We start from the raw sequence: 20,741 nt of genomic DNA on the forward strand, positions 1-20,741 counted from the left end.
CCCGACACTTCCATCACCTGCAAGGAGCTCCACATGGCAACCCAACGACCCCTGATTCTTGTCACCGGCGCAACCGGTGCCCAGGGCGGTGCAGCCGCCCGTGAACTGTTGGAGGCCGGGTGGCGCGTGCGCATCTTCACCCGTGATCCGGACGGCCCTGCGGCACGGGCGCTGATCGATGCAGGCGCCGAAGCCGCGGCAGGCGACCTGGACGATGCCGCCTCACTGGCCAATGCCCTGCAGGGCGTTCATGGCGTGTTTTCGGTGCAGGTGCCCGATGCCAGGGGCACGGACTCGGAACGTCGCCACGGCTTCGCCCTGGTCGAGCTCGCCAGGGCGGCCGGCGTGGATCACTTCGTCCATACCTCCGTCTGCGAAGCGGGCAAGCACACCGCCTTCCCCCGCTGGGAAAGCGGCTACTGGTGGCAGAAATACTGGACCGACAAGTGGGACGTGGAGGAAGCCGTGCGCACTGCCGGCTTCACGCACTGGACCGTGCTGAAACCGGCTTTCATGATGGACAACTTCGCCCTGCCCAAGGCCCGCCACATGTTCCCCCATCTGCAGCAGGGGACGATCCTCACGGCCCTGGAACCCGCCACGCGCATGCAACTGATCGCCGCCGACGACGTCGGCGCGCTGGCTCGCGCAGCGTTCGCCGCGCCGACCACCTTCTCCCACAAGAACATCGACCTGGCGGCCGAGGCACTGACCATGGACGAGGTTGCCGCCACCCTGGCGCAGGTGCTGGGCAAACCGGTGAGCGCACGCTCGGTCAGCCCGGCACAGGCGATCGAGGCCGGCCTGTTCCACGGCTGGGTCCGCTCGCAGGAATGGACCAACGCCGTCGGCTACCGCGCGGACATTGCCCGGCTCAACGCGATGCTGGGCGCCGAAGGCCTGGCGCTGACGCCGTTCGCCCAGTGGGTCGAGCGACACCAGGGGCGCATTCGCATCGATTGATCCCAGGTGGCTGCGACGACGCTGGATCAACGCACGCCCCATAACAACAAGAGCGAGTGCCCATGAGCAATTTCTACGACCTGCCGGACGGCATCCGGGTCACGGCCGAAGGCGGCCTGCGCCTCATCACCCTTGACCGGCCGGACGACCTGAATGCGTCGACCAGCGAGATGCTGTTCGCCTTCCCCAGGCTATTCAGCGCCTTGGCCGAGGACCCGGAGGCCAGGGTCGCCATCCTGACCGGCGCCGGTCGGGCCTTCAGCGCCGGGGGCGACATGAACCATTTCGTCAGGACCCTGGACGATGCCGACTTCGCCCGCGCCATGCAGGAGAACGCCAGGCGCACCATCCATGGCTTCATCGACCTGCCGATCCCGATCATCGCCGCGGTGAACGGTCCTGCGGTCGGCTGGGGCGCCACCCTGGCCACGCTCTGCGACATCGTGCTGATGGCCGATGACGCGTTCATGGCCGAGCCGCATATCAATATCGGCCTGGTGGTGGGCGACGGCATTTCAGTGTCCTGGCCGCTCTACACCAGCCTGCTGCGGGCCAAGGAACTGATCTTCACCGGCGACCGCATCAGTGCCCGGCAGGCTGTCGAATTCGGCCTGGCCAACCGGGTGGTGGCGCCGGAGCAGTTGCTGGACGAAGCCAGGGCCCTCGCCAGCAAGTTGCTCAAGCAGCCCGCACAGGCCCTGCGCGAGACCAAGAAGCTGATGAACCTGCACCTGCATCGCTCCGCCGCCCAGATGCTCGATGCGACCCTTGGCCGCCAGCTGGCCGCGACCATGAGCACGGAGCACCACGCCATCGCCAGCCGTTTCATCGAGCAGCAGAAGCGCAGGCAGGCCGACTGAGGCGGGCGCAGCGCTCAATCCGAATGCCGTTCGACCCCATCAAACCAACAACCGCTGGATTGCGAAGGATGAAATCGACATGCTGGATTTCCATGGAAAAGTCGTTCTGATCACCGGGGCCGGACGCGGTATTAGACGACAGCACGCGATGTCCCTCGCCGAACGTGGCGCTTGCGTGGTGATCAATGACTACGGTGTGGATGGCCGCGGTGAGCACGGTGGAGATTCCGCTCCTGCCGATGCGGTAGTTGCGCAGATTCACGCTGCCGGCGGACACGCCATGGCGGCATGCTGTGACATCGGGGAGCGTGCGCAAGTGGCGAAGATGATGGAGGCGATCATCGCGCAATGGGGCCGGCTCGATGTCCTGATCCACAACGCGAGCACCTACGCCGACCTTGGCCCGTTCGAGGCCAGCAACGTGGATGACCTTGAACGCATCATGCGCGTCAACGTCACCGGCGGCTGGAATGTCGCCCATGCGGCCTGGCCACACATGCAGCGTCAAGGGCAGGGCCGTATCGTCATCACCGGTTCGGGTGCCGGAATGTTCGGTCGCCGCCGCGACCAGGCCTACAGCGTTGCCAAAAGCGCGCTTATCGGCATGACCAAGGTGCTCGCGACAGAAGGTGACCCGCAAGGCATCAAGGTCAACCTGGTGGGCCCGGTCGCCTTTACCGACCAGTCGAAAGCACAGGGCATACCGTCGATCATGGAGCGTTTTGCCCCGCCGGTCATGGTCAGCAACCTCGTGATGTTGCTGGCCCATGTCGACTGCCCTGTCACAGGCGAGATGTTCCATTGTGGAGGCGGATTCGTTTCGCGGGTGTTCGTGGGAGAGACAGCCGGTGCCACCTTCAGCCTGGAGGCAATGTCCCCAGAGGGTTTGCTCGAGGCATTGCCGGGCATCCTTGATGAGGCGGGTTACAGCGTACCGAGAAGTTCGGACCAGTCGGGTGCACGGCTGTCGGCAGGGATAGCTTCGATTAACCCTGAGTTTGCCGAAATGCTGGCTGCCGTGAAACGTGAGCGTGGTACAAGTCGGTGATCCAAGACAATCACATCACCTGCCGCGACTGCCGCACACTGATGGACCTGGGGTAGTTCGAACACAACGAATAAAGGTCACTGTGCGTCACATACCCGATGCAGGAGCCACATTCGATAGTCCCGCATCAACGGATCTATTCGGAGGGGCGGCAGCGATACCGTCTGAGCGATCAGCTTATCGCTGTGCCATTTCTGAATTAAGTGACCATCCACCGCCCAGAGCGCGGTAGGTAGCGATTGCAGCGCGCGCTGCTTCGGTTTGAGCGACTGCTCGCAAGTCCGACGCCCGGAGCAACTGCTGATCGGCGTTCAACACGTTGATCAGGCTTGCTGCACCATTCTCGAAGGCTACAAAGGACGACCGACGAGCACGCTGCAGTGACACCTCACCGCTTTTCAGTGTCTGTGCCTGCGCCTGGCGGTTGACCAATGCAGACAAAGCGGTTTCAACGTCTTGCGAAGCGCTCAATACCGATTGCCTATAGAAGGCCAGCGCTTCAGCTTCGCGCCCTTTGGCCTGGTCTATCTGTGCATTGATGCGGCCAAAGTCGAATAGTCGCCACCTCAGGCCGAGCAAAACTGCTGACTGGTTGGCATCGCCGCTGAACAGCGCTCCTGTCGAAGTCGAGGCGCTGCCGATCATGGCGCCTAACGAGAACTTGGGGTAGTACTCGCTGATCGCACTGCCAATCATGGCGTTCGTAGACATCAACCTGCGTTCGGCAGCGATCAGATCGGGACGACGGCGGAGCAGATCAGCCGGTGCGCCGATTTGCGCAAGCGCAGGCACCTCTGGAATGGGCGAGGCAGTTGCCATCAACGCTCGATGGGTACCCGGCGCAGTCCCCAGCATGACGTCCAGGGCATTCAGCGCACCCTCCAGGCCCGCGCGCAGTACCGGTACAGTCGCCTCGACCTGCGCCAGCTCACCTTCGGTTTGACGAACCTCGAAATCGGCCGCCACGCCTTTACGGTTGAGCAGGCCGACTTTGGCCAGAAGGTCCTGTTGCGCTTGCACCTGCTTCTGCGCGATAGACAGGCGCGCTTGCAGCCCCCTTACCGTGGTGTAGATATCTGCGGTTTGCGCAGCAACTGCCAGGCGCGTTGCAACCGCGCCCGCTGCAGACGCCTGGTACTCGCCAAAGGCCGCTTCCCGGTCACGGCGCAGCCCGCCAAACAGGTCGACTTCCCAACTTGCCCCCAATTCGAGTTCATAACTGTTGCCATAGCGGTCATAGCCGGGCGTCGAATTCAGCACCTGCCCCAGCGGCGTTCCCACCGACTGGCGCGCGCGAGTAGCCTGGCCATCAATCGCTGCCGACGGCACCAGGGCGGCGTTAGCGGTCCCCAGCACAGCGCGGGCCTGAACGACTCGGGCCTGTGCCTGCGCCAACTCCAGGTTCTGCTCCAGCGCCTGGCTCACAAGCCTGGTCAACACAGGGTCTGCAAAGCCTTCCCACCAAGTATCCAGGTTGACGGGCGGGATACCACTGACAGCATTCACCTGCGCGGCGGTGATGTAATGATCGGCCAGCGCAACCTCTGGCTGTTTATAATCCGGGCCAACCATGCACCCTGCTGTGAGACTGGAGCTCAACAACAGAGCAAGTGTTCGATAGGACAGCATGATGATTCTCGTAGACCAAGAAGGGTTGTGACTATATTATATTTTGGTCACAAACTGTCAATCAGTTCCAGGATGTTTCAAGAATGACTAAATCTTCTCCACCCTCGCCGGCGCGGGGGCCTGCTGACCACGACGTGAGGGATCAGATCATCCAGGCGGCCATGGAGCACTTCGCCCACTATGGCTATGACAAGACCACGGTCTCTGACCTGGCCAAGGCGATCGGCTTTTCGAAGGCCTACATCTACAAGTTCTTCGAATCCAAGCAAGCCATCGGCGAGGTGATCTGTTCCAGCCGACTAGCGCTGATCAGGCAGCGTATCGAGGCCGCGACCGGCGATGCGCCCACCGCCTCCGAAAAGCTAAGGCGCCTGTTCCGGGCCGTTGCCGAGGGTGGCTCCGATCTTTTCTTTCACGACCGCAAGCTCTACGACATAGCTGCCGTGGCATCGCGCGACCAGTGGTCGTCGGTCAAAGCCCATGAAGCCACCATCAGCCAGATCATTCAGCAGATCCTTGCACAGGGGCGCGACACCGGGGAATTCGAGCGCAAGACCCCGCTGGACGAGTCGACCCTGGGCATTTTCCTGATCATGCGGCCTTACGTGAATGCCGCGCTGCTGCAGCACAACCTGGACACGCTGCAGGACGCGATCACTCAACTGCCAGCGTTGATACTCAGAAGTCTCGCGCCTTGAGATTTCGTGACCATTGACAGATTTGGTCACAAGTATAAAAATGGGATTCCTACATCGCCTTTTGAGAAAGGGATCCCATGCGCCTGCGTCCTGCCGCAATAGTCGGTTGCTTACTGCCCCTCACCCTCGTCGCTTGCGGCGATTCAGCCCCTGCTAAAGACCCGCGAGACAAGCCGCCGGTGGTCAGGGCTGCGGTCGTGCAGGACGCCATAGAGCCTGCACGTTCCTTTACCGGGGTAGTCGTCGCCCGCACCCAGAGTGACCTCGGCTTTCGCGTCTCCGGCAAGGTCCTGCAACGACTGGTCGACACCGGCGAAACCGTCAAGCGCGGGCAGCCTTTGATGCGCCTGGACCCGGTGGACTTGAATCTGCAGGCACGCGCCCAGCAGCAAGCGGTGGCGGCGGCCCGGGCACGGGCCAGGCAGACCGCTGACGACGAAGCGCGTTATCGTGGGCTGGTGGCCGAGGGGGCGGTCTCGGCCTCTTCCTACGACCAGCTCAAAGCTGCAGCGGATTCTGCAAAGGCCCAGCTCAGTGCCGCGCAGGCACAGGCTGACGTTGCCAGAAACGCCACCGACTACGCCGTACTGCTGGCCGATGCCGAGGGTGTGGTGATGGATACCTTCGCCGAACCCGGCCAGGTCGTCGCCGCGGGCCAGGCCGTGGTCAGAGTCGCCCGGGCCGGCCAGCGCGAAGCTGTCGTGCACTTGCCGGAAACCCTGCGACCGGAACTTGGTTCTACTGCCGTTGCAACGCTGTTCAGCAACCCCGCGCAGGCGTTGCCCGCCAAGTTGCGCTTGCTTTCCGATGCCGCCGACCCCGCCACGCGGACGTTCGAGGCCCGGTACGTGCTGACCGGGGCTTTGGCGAGCGCCCCGCTGGGGGCAACCGTCACGATTGATATTGTCAAGGCCAGTAGCCCTTCGCGGGCCAGACAGGTGCCCGTCGGTGCACTCTTTGACCAGGGCGCAGGTGCAAGCGTGTGGGTGATTGCTGGCGAGCCGGCCAAGGTGACCAGACGCGCGGTCGATGTACTGAGTGTCAGTGACGAGAACGCTGTAGTGAAGGGTGAGTTGAACCCTGGAGACCGGGTGGTGGCGCTGGGTGCGCACCTGCTCCACGACGGTGCCGAGGTCATGGAACAGGCGCAGGTCGCCCAAGCCACGGAGCAGCAGCGATGATCCAGCCGCATTTCAACCTGTCGGCGCTGGCAGCCCGCGAGCGGTCGATCACCCTATTCCTGATCCTGCTAATCGCCTTTGCGGGCACGCTCGCTTTCTTCAAGCTGGGTCGTGCCGAAGACCCGCCCTTCACCGTCAAGCAGATGACCATCATCACTGCCTGGCCCGGCGCCACTGCGCAGCAGATGCAGGACCTAGTCGCCGACCCCCTGGAAAAGCGCATGCAGGAACTGCGCTGGTACGACCGCAGCGAAACCTACACCCGACCTGGCTTGGCCTTCACCATGGTTTCGCTGCTGGACAAGACGCCGCCTTCTGCCGTCCAGGAGGAGTTCTACCAAGCCCGCAAGAAAGCCGGTGATCAAGCCAAGCTCATGCCTGCCGGTGTGGTTGGCCCTATGCTCAATGACGAGTTTTCGGACGTCACATTTGCCGTGTACGCCCTGAAGGCCAAAGGTGAACCGCTCCGCAAACTGGTACGCGATGCCGAAACCCTGCGCCAGCAACTGCTGCACGTGCCCGGCGTCAAGAAGGTCAACATCATCGGCGAGCAGGCCGAGCGGATCTTCGTGTCGTTTTCCCATGACCGCCTGGCCACGCTCGGCGTCACCCCGCAAGACATTTTTGCAGCGCTGGACAGCCAGAATGCGCTGTCGCCGGCAGGTTCCGTTGAAACGAGCGGCCCGCAAGTGGTGGTCCGGGTCGATGGCGCCTTCGATCAACTGGCCAAAATTCGCGAAACTCCTGTGGTGACCAAGGGCCGTACGCTCAAGCTTGCGGATGTGGCCAGCGTTGAACGTGGCTATGAAGACCCCGCGACATTTCTGGTACGCCATGACGGCGAACCAGCGCTGCTGCTGGGCGTCGTCATGCGCGAAGGTTGGAACGGCCTGGACCTGGGCAAAGCTCTGGAGCTGGAAACCGCCCAGATAAACGCAGGCATGCCCTTGGGCATGAGCCTCAGCAAGGTGACCGACCAGGCGGTAAACATCACCTCGTCCGTCGACGAGTTCATGGTCAAGTTCTTCGTAGCCTTGCTGGTGGTGATGCTGGTCTGCTTCGTCAGCATGGGCTGGCGCGTCGGAGTCGTGGTTGCAGCCGCGGTGCCATTGACCCTGGCGATCGTGTTCGTAGTGATGGCCGCAACCGGCAAGAACTTCGACCGGATCACCCTCGGCTCGCTGATCCTGGCGTTGGGGCTGCTGGTCGACGATGCAATCATCGCCATTGAAATGATGGTGGTGAAAATGGAGGAAGGCTACGACCGCATCAGGGCGTCGGCATATGCCTGGAGCCATACCGCTGCCCCAATGCTCGCGGGCACCCTGGTCACCGCAATCGGCTTTATGCCTAACGGTTTTGCCCAGTCCACCGCCGGCGAATACACCAGCAACATGTTCTGGATTGTCGGCATCGCCTTGATTGCGTCCTGGGTGGTGGCAGTCGCCTTCACGCCTTATCTGGGGGTGAAGTTGCTCCCGCAGATCAAGACGGTCGAAGGCGGCCACGCGGCTATCTACAACACCCGTCACTACAACCGCTTCCGCGTTTTACTGGGCTGGGTGATCGCCCACAAATGGCTCGTGGCAGGCACCGTGGTGTCCACGTTTGTCATAGCCGTGCTGGGCATGGGATTGGTGAAGAAACAATTCTTCCCAACCTCCGACCGCCCCGAAGTGCTGGTGGAGTTGCAGCTACCCTACGGCACGTCCATCGAGCAGACCAATGCCACCGCGATCAGGGTCGAGGCCTGGCTGCGCAAGCAGGAGGAAGCGAAGATTGTCACCAGTTACATCGGCCAGGGTCCACCGCGCTTCTTCCTTGCCATGGCGCCTGAGTTGCCAGACCCGTCCTTCGCCAAGATCGTCGTGCTGACCGAAAACCAGGAGGCTCGCGAACGCCTCAAGCATCGGCTGCGGGAGGCGGCCTCCGAAGGCCTGGCGCCGGAAGCTCAAGTTCGGGTCGCACAGCTGGTGTTTGGCCCCTACTCACCCTACCCCGTCGCGTACCGGGTGATGGGCCCCGACACCGCGCAACTGCGCCAGATTGCTGCACAGGTTCAAGGCGTGCTGCAGGCAAGCCCGATGATGAAGACCGTCAACACCGACTGGGGCCCACTGGTGCCTACGCTGCATTTCGCGCTGGACCAGGACCGCTTGCAGTCGGTTGGACTGACGTCCGCCTCGGTGTCGCAGCAGCTGCAGTTTCTGCTGAACGGCGTGCCGATCACCTCGGTCAGGGAAGATATCCGCTCGGTGCAGGTTGTCGGCCGCGCCGCTGGCCGGGTCAGGCTCGACCCTGCCCAGATCGAAAACTTTACCCTGGTGGGCGCGAACGGCCAGCGGGTGCCGGTTTCGCAAATCGGCGAGGTGGGTATCCGTATGGAAGACCCAATCCTGCGCCGCCGCGACCGCACGCCCACGATGACGGTGCGCGGCGATATCGCCGAGGGGCTGCAGCCACCTGATGTATCTGCTGCGATCTGGAAAGACCTGCAGCCGATCATCAGTTCGCTGCCAAGCGGCTACAAGATCGAAATGGCGGGCTCCACCGAGGAGTCGGGCAAGGCAAGCCAGGCAATTGTTCCGCTGCTGCCGATCATGATTGCCCTGACGTTGCTGACCATTATCCTGCAGGTGCGCTCGATCTCTGCAATGGCCATGGTGTTCCTGACCTCGCCGCTGGGATTGATCGGTGTGGTACCGGTACTGCTGCTATTCGGGCAGCCCTTCGGGATCAACGCACTGGTTGGCTTGATTGCGCTTTCAGGGATTCTAATGCGCAACACGTTGATCCTGATTGGCCAGATTCAACACAACCAGCTCGAAGGCCTTGCGCCCTTCGACGCCGTGGTCGAGGCAACGGTGCAACGCGCACGGCCGGTTCTGCTCACGGCGCTGGCCGCCATCCTGGCGTTCATTCCGCTTACACACTCGGTGTTCTGGGGCACCTTGGCCTACACCCTGATTGGCGGCACGTTCGTGGGCACGATCATGACCTTAGTGTTCCTGCCGGCAATGTACTCCATCTGGTTCAAGATCAGACCGGCTCCTTCGCGAAGCTGATCGCCTCTCTCCAACCGATCACATAAAAAGGATCCGCCATGTCTAAATCCAAAGTCGTTCTCATCACAGGCGTATCAACGGGTATCGGACGCGCTACCGCTATCAAGTTTGCAACACATGGCTGCCGCGTGTTCGGCACCGTGCGCAATACGGGAAAGGCACAGGCGATCTCCGGCGTGACGCTCATCGAAATGGATGTCCGCAGTGAAGAATCGGTGCGACGTGGCATCGAGTCCATCATTGCGCAGGCCGCGCGGATCGACGTCCTGGTCAACAGCGCAGGCGTCACCCTGCTCGGCGCAATGGAAGAAACGTCAGTTGCCGAAGCTCAGACGTTGTTCGACACCAACCTCTACGGCCTGCTTCGCACAATCCAGGCAGTACTGCCCCACATGCGCACGCAAGGCTCCGGTCGCATCGTCAATGTGAGTTCCGTGCTGGGCTTTCTGCCGGCGCCATACATGGCGCTTTACTCAGCATCCAAGCACGCTGTGGAAGGACTCTCTGAAACCCTGGATCACGAGGTGCGCCAGTTTGGGGTTCGTGTCGTACTGGTTGAACCCTCATTCACCAGGACGAACCTGGATCTCAACGCACCGCAGACCGTTCGCAAGATCCCGGACTACGGCAAACAGTTCAGCGTGGTCACCGAGGCCATCCAGAAGAATGTCCAGAAGGCACCTGACCCTGAAGGCGTAGCCAGCACGATCGTCGATGCGGCGTTGGGGGCCTGGAAGATGCGACACACGCCCAAAGGAGAAGCATCGCTTCTGGCCAAGCTGCGCCGCTTCATGCCTACCGGCCCCGTCGAGAAGGGGCTGAGAAAGACGTTTGGGTTGGCCTGAGCCAATCCACGACATCTCGTAGCGGCGATCACTCCATGCGCTCAACTCCGAGAGGTCAATTGCACCCAATAAGCGGAGTTACGCCATGACCCACCTGGACAGCCATACCACTCAAGCCTCGTCGACCCACGGCGAACAGACCGCCACATTCAATCCGCCCGGCGCCGTTTCGCCATGGCCGGTGTTTTGGGTGGTCAGCGTCGCAGTGTTCCTCGTGTCCATGGATGGCACCATCCTTTTCGCGGCATTCAATGCCTTGCGGGTGGGATTTCCGCAAGCCACGCCGGCAGACCTATCCTGGGTGCTCAATGCGTACACTGTAGTCTATTCGGCGATGCTGATTCCGGCGGGCGGATTGGCGGACAGGCACGGGCGTAAGAAGGTGTTCCTCGGAGGTGTCGCACTGTTCGTGGCGGCCTCCGTTGCCTGCGGCCTTGCGAACAGTGTGGAATGGCTGGTGGCAGCAAGAGTTCTGCAAGCCATTGGCGCCGCCTTGCTCACGCCCGCATCGCTCTCGCTTGTGCTGGCAGCGTTCCCGACCAACAAGCGTGCGGTGGCCGTGAGTCTATGGGGTGCGGTCGGCGGTCTGGCTGCGGCGGTCGGCCCCAGCCTGGGTTCGTTCGTGATCGCATCGTTTGGTTGGCAGTTAGCGTTCTACCTGAACGTGCCTGTGGGGATTCTGGCGATCTGGCAAGGAGCCAGGCTGCTGGCGGAGACGAAGCTACAGACCAAGGGGCGCCCGTTGGACCTAGTCGGCATGTGCTTACTGATCACCGGCATCGGCGCTTTGGCACTGTCGATTGTGCAGTCGGAGTCTCCGGCATGGTCACGCCATGAACTGCTGGGCGCAGCGAGCATCGGGCTGGTTTGCATCATCGGCTTCGTCGTTTGGGCGCAGACTGCCTCTGCCCCGCTCGTTGATTTGCGCTTGTTCCGCAACCGCACATACCGCTACGTCAATCTCGCAACGTTGAGCTTCGGCATCGCGTTCTCGATGATGTTTTTCGCATTCTTCTTCTACATGAGCGCGATCTGGAAGTATCCGCTGCCATTGGCCGGCCTGGCCATGATGCCTGGACCGCTGACGGTGGTGCCGGTAGCAGCGCTTTCGGGTCGCGTGGCGGGCAGGTACGGGCACCGTCCGCTGCTGCTGACCGGGTGCCTGATTTATGCGGTCAGTGCCTTGTGGTTTCTGTTCGTACCAGGCGTTGAGCCAGCCTACCTCACGCAGTGGCTGCCGGGCATGTTACTCAGTGGAGTCGGCATCGGCATGGTGATGCCGTCGCTGTCGGGCGCGGCCGTCAGTCGCCTGCCGGCTGACCACTATGCCGTGGGCGGCGCGATCAACCAGGCCATACGACAGATCGGATCGGTCATGGGCGTTGCACTGACCGTTCTGCTCCTCGGCAGTCCCAGCTTGGAGCGCGCCGACTTCAATGCCATCTATCTGTGCCATATCGGCTTGGCACTGCTCACCGCAGTCCTGTGCTTGCCGGTGAACACATCGCCCGCAGCCATCGCTAAATCCCAAACCTTCGATGCGAGTTCAGAACGCGCATAGGAATGGATCGTTTGTAGAACGTATAGGAGACAGTCATGGGGAATAATCAGGCAACACCTCTATGGAGACGCCAACAGGCAGACGCGATGCAGCGTATTCGCGATGGCGGTGGATTACCTGGTCTCGCTCAAATGGAGCAGCTCGTCGGCAAGAGCGGACGAGAGATTCTTGAGGCCATGATGTCCGGCGAACTGCCTTACCCGCCCATGAATGAAACCATGAATATGACGCTGCTGGAGGTCGGCGAGGGGCATGCGGTGTTTCAGGGTATTCCACTGCTACAGCACTACAACCCGCTAGGAAGCGTGCATGGTGGGTGGTTTTCCGCGCTTATGGACTCGGTGCTAGGTTGCGCGGTACAGACTATGCTGCCCGCCGGGCGTTGCTACAGGACGGCCGGACTGAATATCAACATCGTGCGGCCGGCCTCACACAAGACCGGCCCACTTCGCGCGACTGGTCGCTTGATCCACGGAGGCAGGCGTCTCGCTACGGCCGAAGCTCACATCGAAGATGAGCAAGGCAAGCTGTACGCCCATGCAACGACAACCTGCTTTATCTTCGACGTCGCAACCACTGATTGACGGCCGGCGAGAAGCGCGGAGCCTAATCGAATTGGCAATTTGAGAGTTTACCCAACAGTGCTCGTCGTGAGACGTCGCACAGATGAAATGAGCGGTGATGATATGAGCACTCAAAACTCAAAACGAATCGTGGTGACAGGAATAGGTATCGTTGGGCCACTGGGATGTGGCGCCGAGACCACATGGACTCGCTTGTTAGCCGGAAAATCTGGAATTCGAGTGTTACCTGGTGACCTTGCCGATGGCACTGGCAAATCACACCAACGAGAAAAGGTAAAGCACTTCTAAATTATTTTTTGACTACCAATGAATCAAGACACCTAACTCCCTGAAAAAGAATGAACATCTAATTTTAAAGTCCATATCCACTTCCCTACGGCCATGATTTTTTTCTATTTTCATTCACTTAACCACACTAGGCGCTGAACCAAAAAAGCCATTTGCGGTCTTCAGGCATGCATCCAACTAATGGATTAACTGAGAAGGCCTACCCAGAGCGCCCATCTCACATTTGAAAAAGGTTAGGGAGCTGACGATCCCCTTTTAACATACCGGTCCATTCCCAGGAAGGGAGGTCAATCGTGGACTCATCCAAAACCTACTACACCCCGCTCGAAGCAGCCGTGAGATGGAGCAATCTCATTACACATGAGCACGAAATCCTAGTGGCTGCTGGCCGATACCCGGAAAAGCTGAGTCTATTGTTTCCTCAATGGCCTGATCTCCCCAAATACATCGACCGTATATACGATGCGATTGAGTGGAATGACCTTCCTGCCAGCTGGCTGGGCCACGCTATTCCCCCGGGACAGCCGATCGAACGTGCCTTTCTCACCGTTCGCCATACTGACCTACGCCGCTGGGTGACGCTTTACTACCCGGATGACCTACCCAGGTTTCTATTTGAGCACTGTGATCATCCTCGAATCGACGTGAGTTTGGGCGCTCATTTATGCCTGCTGTCTGACAAAAAACATGCTGAACGCGAGCTGCTTGCTACCCGTCAAGAATGTCGAAACCTAGTCGAGGCACTTGAAGCGAAAAACCTCGAATGCAATGTGTTAGCAGCACGACTGGAGCAGCATGAGCCACTGAGTGAACAAGGCGCGACAGTCAAAAATCGAGCAATCGCGGCACTGTTGCAACTCTTGCTGGGTACTTCAAATAGCGGACAGGCACTGTCCCGTTTCAAAAGCCAAGCCGCGATCGTTGATGAGATCATGATTCGCTATCCTGATGTTGCCGGACTTAGCAAGCGATCCTTAGATCGGCATTTCGCTGAAGCAAACCGAAGCCTTTATTCCAAACCATGAATGAGCGTTGCCTGGCAATGCTTTCGTGTTGCCCGGCAATGACTTTTAACGAGTCACGTTGTTGACTGAATGTCACATCCCACCATGCGCCATCCGGTGCTAAGGAGTGACATCATGCAACCTTCTAGCCCTGCACCGTTGACTGCCGATCGGCACATCATGCGCCGCGATGAAGTGGAGCAAAAAACCGGCTTCAAGCGCTCGCACATCTACAACCTGATGAAGGCTGGCCAGTTCCCGCAGTGTCGACGCATTGGCACGCGCGCCGTGGGTTGGGACTCACTGGAAATCGAGCAGTGGGTACAGGACCGGCTGTCTAGCGGGCTCTGAATCATGGACGTCCTCTCGCTGATCTCGACCAAGGGCGGCGCAGGCAAGACAACCGTCGCCGCTAACCTGGGCGGTATACTGGCTGACGCCGGCTTGCATGTCCTGCTACTGGATTTGGACAGCCAGCCAACTCTGTCCAGCTATTACGCTTTGCGCGAAGCCCGAGAGTCCGGCAGCTACGAGCTCATCACGCAGCAACTCACGGCACCTGAGCAGGTGATTTCCGCCACCGTGATCCAACACCTGGATCTCATCGTGTCCAACGACCGCGCCGGGCACATCAGTACCCTCCTGCTGCACGCGGCCGATGGGCGTCTGCGCCTGCGCAACCTGCTGCCGGCCTTTGAGGATCACTACGACGTGCTGATCATCGATACCCAGGGCGCACGCAGCGTGGTCGTGGAGATGGTGATCCTCGCCTCCGATTGCGCGCTGTGCCCAGTTCCGCCGGAAATGCTCGCCGCGCGCGAGCTGCGCCGGGGCACGCTGGGGCTGTTTGATGAGTTGGAGCCCTACGGATATCTGGGCGTCGCCTTGCCGACGGTGAAGCTGCTGCTCAATCAGGTTAATGCTAACCGCCGTGACACCCGCTTAATCATGCAGAGCCTACAAGCCTCCTTCCAGGACGACCCCCATGTCAACATCTGCACCACGGTGATTCCAGACCGTGTCGCCTATACCAATGCCGCTTCACTGGGGCTGCCTGCGCACCGTGTCGAACCCACTCCGCCGCCTGGCGGTCGCAGTCCTTGCGCCGCAGCAGTCATGCGCGCCCTTGCAGTCGAGTTGTTCCCGCAGTGGGCTGAGCGACTGGCCGTCTCGAGCACGCATGCATCCGGCCAACCCTCAATTCCCGGCCGCCAACTGCTCCGTCGCGGCTGATTGGAGGGTGAGTGATGAAGCCGCTGACGCCCAATGACATCACCCGTCAACTGCAGAAGACGCATTTTCCGCAAAAGCCTGGTCGCGAGATTTCCCCGGCGCCAGTCGGCGACACGCCCATGCTGGTCAGCCTAGAACAGCTGCGTCCTTACGAGCTCAACCCGCGCGTCGTCCGCAACCCGCTATACGATGACATCAAGGCGTCGATCCGCGAGCGCGGCCTGGATCAACCGCCTGCGATTACCCGCCGCCCGGGTGAGGCGCACTTCATCATTCGCAACGGCGGCAACACACGCTTGAGTATCCTCGGCGAACTTTGGCAGGAAACCCGTGACGAGCGTTTCTTTCGCATCCACTGCCTATTCCGCCCTTGGCAATCCGAGTCGGATGCTTTGCTTGGGCACCTGACCGAGAGCGATCTGCATGGACAGCTCACGTTCATCGAGCGTGCCCTCGCTGTGGCGAAACTCCAGGACATGTTCCAGGCGCCGGGTGCTCCACTCAGCCAGCGTGAGCTCTCCACACGGTTGAGCAAGGGCGGTTACCCGATCTCGCAATCACATATCAGCCGCATGTTCGATACGCTTGAACACCTGCTACCGGTCATTCCGCAAGTGTTATATGCAGGCCTTGGCAAACCAGCCATCGGCCGTATCATCAACTTGCGACGCCGGGCGGAGACGATCTGGAACCAGTATCTGGGGGATCCTCAGCACTTCGCGCTGCTGTGGTTTGAAGTGCTGTCAGCATTTGACGGTGAAAAGCCTGAACTGGATTCAAGTGAGCTGCAGGACGAGCTGATTGCCAAAATGGCAGTCTTTTTGAAGCAAACACCTCGTTTGCTTGCCTTGGAGATGCATCAGGAGCCTCGACGCTCACCACCTCCTGCGGACATGCCTCAGGCGCTGAGGCAGGAGACACACGCCGAGTCCTCTCCGCCCCCTGCCATCGAGGACACGGCAGAAACTGCCCGTGAGCTACCCGTAGCGGACCCGGAGAGCAGCGCCGATGACAGTTGGACGCCCCCGGAGCTCCGCCGACCCACTATCCGCGAGGCGTTGAATGATGACGAGCCACTCATCGCGGCCCCGCCAATCACCGTTGAGATCAGCAAATCAAATTCGGGCTCGCTCTCTCCCCCTGCTCCAGCTCAGGATGACATCAATACTTTGCGCGAGCGCTGTGCCGTGCTGGCCACGGGCCTGGCCAAGTATGCCGATGCCAGTGCCATGGTCTGCCCGCACGCAGACGGCTTGGGTTTCACCCTCACGCTCGAACACGGCGGAAACCTCAGTCCCCGGCACACCGGCATTCAGCTGTTGCTCTCGGCTTTGCTGCGCCTGCAGGACGACGTGACTTGGCAACAACGCCAGCAGCTGCCGGCCGCGCTGTTTGGCCAGTTGTTGATTGGCGCCTACGACCTGCCCTTCGCCGAGCGCCCTGCCCTGACGGTGGGCCTTGAGCGACTCCCCGACGCCCAGTTTGAACAGCTGTACTCCCTGATTCGCCACGCCCGGCAGTTGATCGAGCTGACGCTGTCGTCCAATCGATAACGTGAGGAGTTACCTCATGAGCACGACCTTCAACCTATTGAACCATGCGATGTTGAACCAGGTGCTGCATGAGCTGCGCCATGGCCGCCTGCAGCGCTGCAAAGCCCTGGGCCTGGCCGACGAAGACATCAAGGTCCTGCAGTCGCTGCCGCCGACCACCCTGTCCCACCTGGCGCACTCCTCAATCGCCTGGGTCGAAGTCAAGGTCGATATCACCGTACTTCGCCGGCTGATCGCCCAGGCCGAGCGCGACGAGCAGAACGAACACCTGATCAACCGGGCACTCAAGCTCGGCGCCAGCTCGAACATCATGTACCGCTGCTTCGGTCTGGACCATTCGGAAACGGCGCTGCGCCGTCGCGTGCTGAAAATCGAGACCCACCGCGGCCGTCCCGTTCAGCTCAGCGAAGCGCAGGAACATGCCGTGTGGAACCGCTGGAGCCAGTTGCGCACGGAAGATCCAGAAAACGACCCACTGGACACCATGATGATGCTGGCCGAGGAACAACACATCAGCCTGACCCTGGTCTGGCAACAGATTGAACTGTACGGAGGCACACCATGCTGAGCTTCTACGAGGTCGATTGGCAGGATGTGGTGCGCCAGTGCTACGACGCCCTTCGCCGCCGCAATGAGTGGCAAGCGGCACAGGCCCGACAATCAGCCGCTGCTGCGGAGCCAGCACTACGCACGATCTACCACGGCGACAACAATCCTTTGCCGCAGGCACTACTCCTCGACCGTCGCCTGACCCCGCTGGAACGCAACACGTGGCAGGTGCTGCGCTGGCTGATCACCGAGCGCCACCTCAAAACGCCACGGTATGAGGACCTGCAGCCGTATCTGGCAACCAGCCCCTGCGGCAACCAGGCATCGCGCGAGACCATAGCCCGCGCACTCAACGTCCTGAGAACCACCCGCTGGCTGAGCTTGGTCGACCGCTCACGCGATGCGCAGGGCTGCCTGCGCGGGTGCGTCTATGTCCTGCACGGCGATCCACTGACCCCAGCCGAGCAGTTGGAGCTAGATAGCGGCTACGCAGCACTGCTGCAGCAGAACCTCACCCACGCCACCAAGGGGGTGCGGGATGTCACACAGCACGTGATCGCCGAGATTCAAGCCGACCCGCAGGTCGCCAAGGTCGACAAGGACAGGCTCGGCTCACTGCCACCAGCACCACAGGGTGCACTGCCGTTGATGAACGAGGGGGCGGATGCAGAATACTCCGAACCCGGTCTGCCCCACCTTGTTCGAAATTCTCGCGGTGCGGCCGCTGATTCCGAATCCTGCAGCAATGCGCCGGTTTCGGCTGTGGTTCGGAATGCCGACGCCGGCCGTACAGTACAGAAGGAACAAAGCAAAAAAAGTACGGTACTGGCACAGGTGGCGTTTGGCCGAGCAAGATGGCCAGAGGATTTACCGCTGAGTTCGAACGAGCGGCGCATGGCCACCCAGGCGATGCGTCAGCTTGAGCCCGAACAGCAACAAGCGGTGATCAATGAAGCCGCGGTGCGCTGCGCCCGCGGCGAGATCCGAAAACCGGTCGCCTACCTGATGGGTTTGATCAAGCGCGCCTGCCAGGGCGAATTCACCCTGTGGGCGGCTCGTGCCGAGACCTCGGCCCCCAAAACCGCGCCTTCGCGCACAGTGAGACCCACGCCCACAGAGCCAGCCGAACGAAGCAAGCGCAGTGGTCAGCGCACGGCCTCGCCCCTCGCCCTTTCCTGCCTGGAGGAACTCAAACAACGTTGCCACGGCATCGGCACAGCAACCTAGGGAGTGGAGCTCAGTGGATTTGATGCCAATGCCATCAAATCCAGGGACGTCCACTACTTGAAAATGCGAGCGAACCACCTTCGCGTTGATCCGCGTCGGATTCTACGGATCAGCCCATCGTCGGCGTCATTCCGACGGCGAGGTAACTGGCGATGGCCGATCACTACCAGCTCAATCTGGGCTCCCTGCGCAGCAGCATCACCCTCACCCTGCACACCCACCACGCGGCGCGGCTATGGCAAGGCCGCATGGGCCGCGAAGGCGTGCATCCGATCATGGGCATGGCCGGCTACATCGGCGTCACCAACCTGCTCAAGCAGGCCAGCAGCCAGGATGATCCGTTTGCTGATTGGTTCATGCTGCAACTGGAGGACAAGCTGCTGCAGGCCAAGGCCGAAATGCGCGCGCTGACCAAACAGGTCAGTCGAGTGGAGCGCGCCCTGCCCACCCAGATCGATATCGGCGAAAACCTCAACATCCATCCCGTCACCCTGCCGCTGTTCATCGGCAGCCAGCTCGGCTTTCTCGCGGTCTACCTGCTGACCGACTACGACACCCTGGTGCGGCGCGTATTGCTCGCCCACCACACGGCTTTGATCGGTCGTCCTGACATGGAAACCTGGATCGATCGCGGTGCCCGCGAGCTGCGCAGCCTGTTCGGTCTGGCCCAGCGCTATCGACTGGCCGGCGTGAGCCGGGAGGACATGGCCGCTAACAATGCTCGCGCCCGTGACGCGATCGACAAGTTCGGCACGCCCCCGCGCAAAGTGCTCGAAGGCGGCCACCGCTCCCAATTCGCCCCACCGATCACACGAAGCACTAGCGGCCCAACTCCCGATGAGCTGGGTCAAGCAGATCAATCGAATCCACCAGAGGCGGAGGCTCTACCGACACCGGATGAACCGTCCGAAGGGGGTGAGCCATGACCCTGGCGGATGCAATTGCCCGACGCTTGTCAGCAGATACCTATCGCGAGCTCGCACAAGGTGCCTCCCTAAAAGGCCTTTTAAAGCCTTTTAAGGGTAAGGGGGAGCTGCAGCAGTTCGCCGATACGATCCTGCGCCTGCGCACCCAGGTCACCGAGTTGATGGCGGTGATGCTGGCAATCATGGCACAGCCACCCTTCACGCTGCTGGACCTGCGCTTGATGGTGCAGCACAGCGCGACGGGCACCGATTTCCTGCGCTGGCGCAGCCCGGACTTTCAACGCATGGGCGTGCAGGTGTGGCAGGAGACGGTGGTTCAGCCGCATCTGCACCCTGAGCTGCGGCAGGCGTTGTACCAGCTGGAGACCAACCGCGTGGTGCTGAACCTGCAGATGAGCAGCCTGCAGTCGCTGTATCGCCAGGCCATTACCGGTGCCAGCAAGCTCGAGGCCGCCGAACTCGCCCTTTCCCGTTCACCCATCGAGGAGTAGCACGCATGAGTACGTTTTTTGTTGGTGAAGGCAACATCGGCAGCGTTCCAGAATATCAGGAGTTCAACACCAACCCGGATGAACCGCGGCGCCTGCTGCGGCTCAACGTCTACTTCGACAACCCGGTACCGCGCGAGAGCGGCTACGAGGACCGCGGGGGGTATTGGGCCCCCGTCGAACTCTGGCACCGCGACGCCGAACACTGGAGCACCCTGTTCCAGAAAGGCATGCGTGTCCTGGTCGAGGGCCGCACGGTCAAGGAGGAATGGGAGGACAGCGAAGACAACGCGCGGGTGACCTTTAAGGTCGAGGCGCGGCGCATTGGTATCCTCCCGCACCGCTTGGCGTCGGTAACCATGCGCGAGAAGGCCCAGGACAAACCCAGCGCCAATGGTAAAGGCGGTGGCAAGAAGGCCCCACGCAAGGCCGGCTGACCCGCGGAATTCAGTGGAACAACCGGTCACTGCGCGATTTCGCAGGGGCTGCGCAGCTCACCCGGCGGGCAGCACAGCGCCTTGTAGCAGGTTCAACTTCGCCGGGCTTTCCCACGCCGCTCACTCTCCAGCAACTGCTTCACTTCCGCCAGGCACTGGTCCAGGGCAAGGAATGCCCGCTAGTGTGCCGGGATCTCCTGAATCCAGGCGATCAACTCCACTCGCACTCGCGGAGTGTCGGGTTCCAGATGGGTGGCATGAACAACTCGTAGGCCCTGATCGCTAGCTTACCTGCTTGACTCTGGTGTGATCGGTGCAAGATCCCTCAGTGCGGACGGGTCGGTCATACGCTTGTTTTTGGTGCTATGCCTCATAAGGGGGCAACTCTCTGAGTCATTCTTATCTCGGGGTGGGTAATCAATCACATGAGGCGAATGGACTGGTTGACCTTTCCGTGACGAAACTGCCGCAGTTGGCCGACCTGTAAGGCTGCCTGGCCGATGAGCTGCTGACCATCAGTCCCCACCCTCAGGACCTGGGCACCAAATTACTTAGATCATCAAGAAGCGGGGGGGGGGGGGGGGGGGGGGGGGGGGGCGGGG

Annotated in this window: 20 protein-coding genes; 19 read left to right on the top strand and 1 reads right to left on the bottom strand. The window is 61.1% G+C overall.

The genetic code is table 11. The annotated features are described in order from the left end of the window. Positions 1-33 precede the first annotated feature (33 nt). The 3 genes from IAE33_RS20070 to IAE33_RS20080 all read left to right on the top strand — a co-directional run bounded on the left by IAE33_RS20070 (position 34) and on the right by IAE33_RS20080 (position 2,871). Positions 34-963 (top strand): NmrA family NAD(P)-binding protein, encoded by a 930-nt coding sequence (locus IAE33_RS20070; protein WP_201164804.1) that lies wholly within the window; start codon positions 34-36, stop codon positions 961-963. A 62-nt stretch (positions 964-1,025) separates the two neighbouring features. Next, positions 1,026-1,823, top strand: coding sequence for an enoyl-CoA hydratase/isomerase family protein (locus IAE33_RS20075; RefSeq protein WP_201164805.1), 798 nt, complete (start codon positions 1,026-1,028; stop codon positions 1,821-1,823). A 79-nt stretch (positions 1,824-1,902) separates the two neighbouring features. Continuing rightward, the gene (locus tag IAE33_RS20080) at positions 1,903-2,871 is read left to right on the top strand and encodes an SDR family NAD(P)-dependent oxidoreductase (protein ID WP_201164806.1); all 969 of its coding nucleotides are present in this window, start codon (positions 1,903-1,905) and stop codon (positions 2,869-2,871) included. A 177-nt stretch (positions 2,872-3,048) separates the two neighbouring features. On the opposite strand, the gene IAE33_RS20085 is transcribed toward IAE33_RS20080, so the two are convergent. Then, positions 3,049-4,500, bottom strand: coding sequence for an efflux transporter outer membrane subunit (locus IAE33_RS20085; RefSeq protein WP_201164807.1), 1,452 nt, complete (start codon positions 4,498-4,500; stop codon positions 3,049-3,051). Positions 4,501-4,583: 83 nt separating this feature from the next. Between IAE33_RS20085 and IAE33_RS20090 the strand changes: the two genes are divergently transcribed. The 16 genes from IAE33_RS20090 to IAE33_RS20165 all read left to right on the top strand — a co-directional run bounded on the left by IAE33_RS20090 (position 4,584) and on the right by IAE33_RS20165 (position 20,139). After that, positions 4,584-5,198 (top strand): TetR/AcrR family transcriptional regulator, encoded by a 615-nt coding sequence (locus IAE33_RS20090; protein WP_201164808.1) that lies wholly within the window; start codon positions 4,584-4,586, stop codon positions 5,196-5,198. A gap of 77 nt (positions 5,199-5,275) precedes the next feature. Further along, complete coding sequence (locus tag IAE33_RS20095; protein ID WP_201164809.1) at positions 5,276-6,379, top strand: efflux RND transporter periplasmic adaptor subunit; 1,104 nt, start codon at positions 5,276-5,278, stop codon at positions 6,377-6,379. Then, positions 6,376-9,444 (top strand): efflux RND transporter permease subunit, encoded by a 3,069-nt coding sequence (locus tag IAE33_RS20100; protein WP_201164810.1) that lies wholly within the window; start codon positions 6,376-6,378, stop codon positions 9,442-9,444. The genes IAE33_RS20095 and IAE33_RS20100 overlap by 4 nt, the downstream gene beginning before the upstream one ends. Positions 9,445-9,482: 38 nt before the next feature. After that, the gene (locus IAE33_RS20105; RefSeq protein ID WP_201164811.1) at positions 9,483-10,289 is read left to right on the top strand and encodes an oxidoreductase; all 807 of its coding nucleotides are present in this window, start codon (positions 9,483-9,485) and stop codon (positions 10,287-10,289) included. Between the two features lie 85 nt (positions 10,290-10,374). Next, on the top strand, positions 10,375-11,850 hold the full coding sequence (locus IAE33_RS20110; RefSeq protein ID WP_201164812.1) for an MFS transporter: 1,476 nt from the start codon (positions 10,375-10,377) through the stop codon (positions 11,848-11,850). An 86-nt stretch (positions 11,851-11,936) separates the two neighbouring features. Further along, positions 11,937-12,434, top strand: a complete 498-nt coding sequence (locus IAE33_RS20115; protein WP_201164813.1) for a PaaI family thioesterase — start codon at positions 11,937-11,939, stop codon at positions 12,432-12,434. Positions 12,435-12,536: 102 nt separating this feature from the next. Then, positions 12,537-12,722 (top strand): beta-ketoacyl synthase N-terminal-like domain-containing protein, encoded by a 186-nt coding sequence (locus tag IAE33_RS20120; protein ID WP_201164814.1) that lies wholly within the window; start codon positions 12,537-12,539, stop codon positions 12,720-12,722. A 293-nt stretch (positions 12,723-13,015) separates the two neighbouring features. Beyond that, positions 13,016-13,747 (top strand): hypothetical protein, encoded by a 732-nt coding sequence (locus IAE33_RS20125; protein ID WP_201164815.1) that lies wholly within the window; start codon positions 13,016-13,018, stop codon positions 13,745-13,747. 114 nt (positions 13,748-13,861) lie between these two features. Further along, a complete protein-coding gene (locus tag IAE33_RS20130; protein ID WP_060498942.1) occupies positions 13,862-14,077 on the top strand; it encodes an AlpA family transcriptional regulator in 216 nt (71 codons plus the stop codon). 3 nt (positions 14,078-14,080) lie between these two features. Next, positions 14,081-14,959, top strand: a complete 879-nt coding sequence (locus IAE33_RS20135) for a ParA family protein (RefSeq protein WP_201164816.1) — start codon at positions 14,081-14,083, stop codon at positions 14,957-14,959. A gap of 14 nt (positions 14,960-14,973) precedes the next feature. After that, positions 14,974-16,512 carry a ParB family protein gene (locus tag IAE33_RS20140; protein WP_201164817.1) on the top strand — a complete coding sequence of 513 codons (1,539 nt, stop codon included), beginning with the start codon at positions 14,974-14,976 and terminating at the stop codon, positions 16,510-16,512. Between the two features lie 16 nt (positions 16,513-16,528). Continuing rightward, the gene (locus tag IAE33_RS20145; RefSeq protein ID WP_201164818.1) at positions 16,529-17,080 is read left to right on the top strand and encodes a DUF2857 domain-containing protein; all 552 of its coding nucleotides are present in this window, start codon (positions 16,529-16,531) and stop codon (positions 17,078-17,080) included. After that, positions 17,074-18,288, top strand: a complete 1,215-nt coding sequence (locus IAE33_RS20150) for an STY4528 family pathogenicity island replication protein (RefSeq protein ID WP_201164819.1) — start codon at positions 17,074-17,076, stop codon at positions 18,286-18,288. The genes IAE33_RS20145 and IAE33_RS20150 overlap by 7 nt, the downstream gene beginning before the upstream one ends. Before the next feature lie 152 nt (positions 18,289-18,440). Next, on the top strand, positions 18,441-19,214 hold the full coding sequence (locus tag IAE33_RS20155) for a PFL_4669 family integrating conjugative element protein (RefSeq protein ID WP_201164820.1): 774 nt from the start codon (positions 18,441-18,443) through the stop codon (positions 19,212-19,214). Next, positions 19,211-19,705 (top strand): DUF3158 family protein, encoded by a 495-nt coding sequence (locus IAE33_RS20160; RefSeq protein WP_201164821.1) that lies wholly within the window; start codon positions 19,211-19,213, stop codon positions 19,703-19,705. Before IAE33_RS20155 ends, IAE33_RS20160 begins: the two co-directional genes overlap by 4 nt. A gap of 5 nt (positions 19,706-19,710) precedes the next feature. Continuing rightward, entirely contained in the window at positions 19,711-20,139 is a 429-nt protein-coding gene (locus tag IAE33_RS20165) for a single-stranded DNA-binding protein (protein ID WP_201164822.1), read from the top strand. Positions 20,140-20,741: the final 602 nt, after the last annotated feature.

Source organism: Pseudomonas sp. S60, from assembly GCF_016647865.1.
Taxonomy (GTDB): Bacteria; Pseudomonadota; Gammaproteobacteria; order Pseudomonadales; family Pseudomonadaceae; genus Aquipseudomonas; species Aquipseudomonas parafulva.

Coding starts and splice junctions, on each gene's coding strand:
- IAE33_RS20070 (WP_201164804.1), top strand. CDS start 34: ATGGCAACCCAACGACCCCTGATTCTTGTCACCGGCGCAACCGGTGCC.
- IAE33_RS20075 (WP_201164805.1), top strand. CDS start 1,026: ATGAGCAATTTCTACGACCTGCCGGACGGCATCCGGGTCACGGCCGAA.
- IAE33_RS20080 (WP_201164806.1), top strand. CDS start 1,903: ATGCTGGATTTCCATGGAAAAGTCGTTCTGATCACCGGGGCCGGACGC.
- IAE33_RS20085 (WP_201164807.1), bottom strand. CDS start 4,500: ATGCTGTCCTATCGAACACTTGCTCTGTTGTTGAGCTCCAGTCTCACA.
- IAE33_RS20090 (WP_201164808.1), top strand. CDS start 4,584: ATGACTAAATCTTCTCCACCCTCGCCGGCGCGGGGGCCTGCTGACCAC.
- IAE33_RS20095 (WP_201164809.1), top strand. CDS start 5,276: ATGCGCCTGCGTCCTGCCGCAATAGTCGGTTGCTTACTGCCCCTCACC.
- IAE33_RS20100 (WP_201164810.1), top strand. CDS start 6,376: ATGATCCAGCCGCATTTCAACCTGTCGGCGCTGGCAGCCCGCGAGCGG.
- IAE33_RS20105 (WP_201164811.1), top strand. CDS start 9,483: ATGTCTAAATCCAAAGTCGTTCTCATCACAGGCGTATCAACGGGTATC.
- IAE33_RS20110 (WP_201164812.1), top strand. CDS start 10,375: ATGACCCACCTGGACAGCCATACCACTCAAGCCTCGTCGACCCACGGC.
- IAE33_RS20115 (WP_201164813.1), top strand. CDS start 11,937: ATGCAGCGTATTCGCGATGGCGGTGGATTACCTGGTCTCGCTCAAATG.
- IAE33_RS20120 (WP_201164814.1), top strand. CDS start 12,537: ATGAGCACTCAAAACTCAAAACGAATCGTGGTGACAGGAATAGGTATC.
- IAE33_RS20130 (WP_060498942.1), top strand. CDS start 13,862: ATGCAACCTTCTAGCCCTGCACCGTTGACTGCCGATCGGCACATCATG.
- IAE33_RS20135 (WP_201164816.1), top strand. CDS start 14,081: ATGGACGTCCTCTCGCTGATCTCGACCAAGGGCGGCGCAGGCAAGACA.
- IAE33_RS20140 (WP_201164817.1), top strand. CDS start 14,974: ATGAAGCCGCTGACGCCCAATGACATCACCCGTCAACTGCAGAAGACG.
- IAE33_RS20145 (WP_201164818.1), top strand. CDS start 16,529: ATGAGCACGACCTTCAACCTATTGAACCATGCGATGTTGAACCAGGTG.
- IAE33_RS20150 (WP_201164819.1), top strand. CDS start 17,074: ATGCTGAGCTTCTACGAGGTCGATTGGCAGGATGTGGTGCGCCAGTGC.
- IAE33_RS20155 (WP_201164820.1), top strand. CDS start 18,441: ATGGCCGATCACTACCAGCTCAATCTGGGCTCCCTGCGCAGCAGCATC.
- IAE33_RS20160 (WP_201164821.1), top strand. CDS start 19,211: ATGACCCTGGCGGATGCAATTGCCCGACGCTTGTCAGCAGATACCTAT.
- IAE33_RS20165 (WP_201164822.1), top strand. CDS start 19,711: ATGAGTACGTTTTTTGTTGGTGAAGGCAACATCGGCAGCGTTCCAGAA.